The 4,631-nt window shown below is 68.6% G+C and carries 4 protein-coding genes; 2 read left to right on the forward strand and 2 right to left on the reverse strand.

All coding sequences use genetic code 11. From position 1 onward, the window contains the following. Window positions 1–209: 209 nt before the first annotated feature. Window positions 210–2,339 (reverse strand): glycogen debranching protein GlgX, encoded by a 2,130-nt coding sequence (glgX, locus tag ETD85_RS60315; RefSeq protein ID WP_138698771.1) that lies wholly within the window; start codon window positions 2,337–2,339, stop codon window positions 210–212. A 124-nt stretch (window positions 2,340–2,463) separates the two neighbouring features. Continuing rightward, entirely contained in the window at window positions 2,464–2,889 is a 426-nt protein-coding gene (locus ETD85_RS60320) for an OsmC family protein (RefSeq protein WP_138698772.1), read from the reverse strand. 152 nt (window positions 2,890–3,041) lie between these two features. Between ETD85_RS60320 and ETD85_RS60325 the strand changes: the two genes are divergently transcribed. Together ETD85_RS60325 and ETD85_RS60330 are read left to right on the forward strand one after the other, a co-directional pair. Next, complete coding sequence (locus ETD85_RS60325) at window positions 3,042–3,599, forward strand: sigma-70 family RNA polymerase sigma factor (protein ID WP_206059606.1); 558 nt, start codon at window positions 3,042–3,044, stop codon at window positions 3,597–3,599. Continuing rightward, window positions 3,599–4,489: a maleylpyruvate isomerase family mycothiol-dependent enzyme gene (locus ETD85_RS60330; protein WP_138698774.1), complete on the forward strand. Its 891-nt coding sequence runs from the start codon at window positions 3,599–3,601 to the stop codon at window positions 4,487–4,489. Before ETD85_RS60325 ends, ETD85_RS60330 begins: the two co-directional genes overlap by 1 nt. The last annotated feature ends 142 nt before the right edge of the window (window positions 4,490–4,631 follow it).

Genomic DNA, 4,631 nt, shown 5'->3' on the forward strand with positions numbered 1-4,631 from the left:
GAGCCATGATTGCGTATGTAGCACAAACTGCTCATGCTAATGCATTATTTTCAACTCATTATCATTTTTTTTTTCAAGCAGAAGACGGCATACGATGTGTCTTAGGGTCTCGTGGGCTCGGAGAGGTGTATAAGAGACAGCTCCCCGGCCCCGCGTACGACCGCGGCGGCCTGCCTGGGACGCGCGCCGCCGTCGAGAGCGCCGGGGGCTCAGCCGGATTTGGCCTTTCGGGGCTGGCGGAGCACCTGCAGCGAGCGGGCCGTCACCGCGACCAGGTCACCCGCGTGCCAGCCCTCGTCCACGAACGCGTCCTCCACCGTGTCGTGGTTGGTGTCGAGCACCGGCAGCCACGCGGTGCCGAACTCGTCGCCGGGCAGCGTGAACGCCATGTCCTCGTGATGCGCGTTGATCAGCAGCAGGAACGAGTCGTCCACGATCTTCTCGCCGCGCGGCCCCGGCTCGGTGATCGCCTCGCCGTTGAGATAGACCATCAGCGACTTGGCGTAGCTGATGTGCCAGTCGCCCGCCGTCATCTCCGTGCCGCCCGGGGTGAGCCAGACCAGGTCGCGCTTGCCGTCGTCCGGGTGCCGGCCGTGGAAGAAGCGGCGGCGCTGGAAGACCGGATGCTCGCGGCGCAGCTTCGACAGCGCCCTGACGAACTCCAGCAGCTCCGACTCGGCGTTGAGCATCGACCAGTCGACCCAGGCCAGCTCGTTGTCCTGGCAGTAGGCGTTGTTGTTGCCCCGCTGGGTGCGGCCGATCTCGTCGCCGTGGCTGAGCATGGGCACGCCCTGTGACAGGAACAGGGTGGCCAGGAAGTTGCGGCGCTGGCGGCGGCGGAGCGTGACGATGCCCGGGTCCTCGACCGGGCCCTCCGCGCCGCAGTTCCAGGAGCGGTTGTCGTTGGTGCCGTCGCGGTTGTCCTCGCCGTTGGCCTCGTTGTGCTTGTGGTCGTAGGAGACCAGGTCGCTGAGGGTGAAGCCGTCGTGGCAGGTGACGAAGTTGATCGAGGCGACGGGCCGGCGGCCGGAGGATTCGTACAGGTCGGCGGAGCCGGTCAGCCGGGAGGCGAACTCGGGAAGGGCGGAGTGGGTGCCCCTCCAGAAATCTCGCACGATGTCGCGGTATTTGCCGTTCCACTCCGTCCACAAGGGCGGGAAGTTCCCGACCTGGTAGCCGCCCGGGCCCACGTCCCACGGCTCGGCGATCAGCTTGACCTGCGAGATCACCGGATCCTGCTGGATCAGGTCGAAGAAGGCGCTCAGCCGATCGACGTCGTGCAGCTCCCTCGCCAGTGCCGAGGCCAGGTCGAAGCGGAACCCGTCGACGTGCATCTCCAGCACCCAGTAGCGCAGGGAGTCCATGATGAGCTGCAGCGCGTGCGGCGAGCGCACGTTCAGCGAGTTGCCGCAGCCGGTGTAGTCGAGGTAGTAGCGGCGGTCGCCGTCGTGCAGCCGGTAGTAGGCGGAGTTGTCGATGCCCCGGAAGCCCAGAGTCGGGCCCATGTGGTCGCCCTCGGCCGTGTGGTTGTAGACCACATCGAGAATGACCTCGATGCCCGCTTCGTGCAGGGCCCGCACCATCGCCTTGAACTCCAGCACCTGCTGCCCCCGCGTCCCCGAGCTGGAGTAGCGGCCGTGGGGGGCCAGGTAGGCCATGGTGTTGTAGCCCCAGTAGTTCGTCAGCCCGCGCGCCACCAGGAAGTGCTCCGGCACGTAGTGGTGCACCGGCATGAGCTCGACCGCCGTCACCCCGACCGACAGCAGGTGCTCGATGATCGCCGGATGCCCCACTCCCGCGTACGTGCCCCGCAGGTCGGGCGGCACGTCCGGGTGCCGCATGGTGAGCCCGCGCACGTGGGCCTCGTAGATCACGGTCTCGTGGTAGGGGGTGCGCGGCGACCGGTCGTTGCCCCACTCGAAGAACGGGTTGACGACCACGTTCTTCGGCATGTAGGGGGCGCTGTCCTCGGTGTTACGCCTGGTGGGATCGGTGAAGTAGTAGGGGAACAGCGCCTGGTTCCAGGTCAGGTCCCCGTCGATGGCCTTGGCGTAGGGGTCGAGCAGCAGCTTGGCCGGGTTGCACCGGTGGCCGTGCGACGGCTCGTACGGCCCGTGCACCCGGTAGCCGTAACGCTGCCCCGGCTGGATCCCCGGCAGATAGCCATGCCAGACGAACCCATCGACCTCGGGCAGATCCACCCGCTCTTCGGTGCCGTCCTCGTGAAAAAGGCACAGCTCAATCCGCTCGGCGACCTCGGAGAACACCGAAAAACTGGTGCCAACGCCATCCCAGGTGCCGCCGAGTGGATAGGGCTCGCCCGGCCAGACCTCGCGCATGTGGCCCAATTGTCGCACGCGAAAGCGCTCTTGGTCTCTCAATAGTCCGATCGTGCTCCGTACGGCCGCCGGCAGGCGGCCGGAGATGGTCTACGGGGCAGGCGAGCCCGTCGCGGGAGCGGCCTCAGAGCAGCTCAGCCTTGAGCGTGATCGTCGTGCCCGTCAGCGCCTTGCTCACCGGGCAGTTGGCCTTCGCCGTCTGGGCGGCCTCCTGGAACTGCTCGGCGGAGATGCCGGGGACGTGGCCCTTGACCGTGAGGACGATGCCCGTGATGCCCTCACCAGGCTGGAACGTCACGTCCGCGCTGGTCTGCAGCGACTCGGGCGGAGTGCCGGCACCGGCCAGCCCGTGCGAGAGCGCCATCGAGAAGCAGGACGAGTGCGCGGCGGCGATGAGCTCCTCAGGGGAGGTCTTACCGTTGGCCGCCTCGGCCCTGGAAGGCCAGGAGACCTCGAACGTGCCTACGCCCGAGGTGTCGAGCGAGACCGTGCCGGAGCCGTCGAGCAGAGCGCCTTTCCACTGGGTGGTGGCGGTGCGGGTGGTGGCCATAACGTGTGCTCCCTCCATCGTGGTTCTCCGACACTATCGCGCGTCCGACAAAGTCCTGTCCGTCGGTCATCCAGCTCTACATTTCCCGCGAATAATGACATGCTCGGGTCGCGGCGCTATTGCCGCCTTGGTCCGGATTACACGGGAGTGTGGTGCCAGTGGAGGCACCGTACGACGACCGCCTGCTGCACCAGCGGGTGGTCGGCGGCGATGAGTCCGCTCTGGGGGAGGTCTACGATCGGCTCTCCTCGCTGATCTTCGGTCTCTCCCTGCGGGTCACCAGGGACCGGGTGATCGCCGAGGACATCACGCAGGAGGTGTTCCTGGTCTTCTGGGAGCGGCCGCTGGCCTACGACCCGGAGCGCGGCACGTTACGCGCCTGGCTCGCCACGATCGCGCATCGGCGCGCGGTCGACCACGTGCGGGCCGAGGAGCGGCGGCGCGTGTCGGTGCTGGGGCCGCGGCTGTTCGAGCGCGAGCCTGCCAGACTGGAGGACACCGTGCTCGCGGCCGACGAGGCCAAGCGGGTGCGGCAGGCGGTGACATCACTGCCCGACGGCCTCCGTGAGGCGGTGGAGCTGGCCTACTTCGGTGGCAGGACCTACCGGCAGGTCGGTGAGGAACTGGGCGTGCCCGAGGGCACGGCCAAATCGCGCATCCGGCTGGCGTTACGACGCCTGGCGGACGCGCTCGCGGAGGAAGAGGTGTGATGGACGCCGTCGAGCGTCTCTATCTGGACGCGATGATGGAGGACCCGGTGGTGCCGGCCGGCTCGCTGCGGCCCCAGCTCCTGGCCGGGGCCAGGGCGCGGCGCAGGCCCGCGGCTCCCACCGCCGTCTGGGCGGAGCCGTACGCGGGCCGGGTCGCCGCCATGGACGCGCTGCTGGCCTCGGCGGTCGACGACGACTGGTCACGCGTCATCGTCGAGGGCTGGACGCTCCAGGAGCTCGTGGCCCACCTGGCCGCCAAGGACGGCCTCGTGGCCGCCTCCGTCGGCGCGCCCGTACTCGGGCCGCCCATCGGCGCGACGGACTCGCTCAGCCGTACGCACGACGTACAGGCCTATGAACGCGACCGCAGCCCCGAGCAGACGCGCAGGGACTGGCGGGCGCAGGCGGACGCGCTGTGCCGCCATCTGGCCGACCTGCCGCCCACCACCCAGGCGAGCCTGGACGGCCTCGACGCGGTGGTGAGCGACCACATCCTGGCCAGGGGGCTGGAGACGTGGGTGCACACCGCGGACGCCGCCCAGACGGCCGGGATCCGCCTGCCCGACCCGATCGTGAGCCACCTCCACCCGACCGCCGACCTCTGCGCCCGGTTGCTGCCCTTCACGATGCTGTTCTCGGGCCTGGACGGGGCGGGCCGCACCGTCCACATCACCCTGACGGGCGACGGGGGCGGCGACTGGCTGATCCCGCTGGGGATCGAGCAGACGGAGCCGGGCCCGCCGGATGTCCACATCACGGCGGACGTGGTCGCGTTCTGCTTCCTGCTGGGCGGGAGGGGCGACCCGGCGGACTTCCCCGCCGAGCTGGACGGAGACCTGTCGCTAGCCAAGGACGTGCTGGCGAGCGCACCCGCCCTCTCAGGGCCCTGACCCCACCTCGCCCCCACCGCTGAGCTCCGCACTGCTCCCGAGCCCACGAGACCCTAAGCCAGCTCGTATGCCGTCTTCTGCTTGAAAAAAAAAAGAGAACATGGCTGAGGCCAGGTTTGTTAAACTCACCCATGCTGTCGGC

The organism is Nonomuraea zeae (assembly GCF_005889725.1).
GTDB lineage: Bacteria > Actinomycetota > Actinomycetes > Streptosporangiales > Streptosporangiaceae > Nonomuraea > Nonomuraea zeae.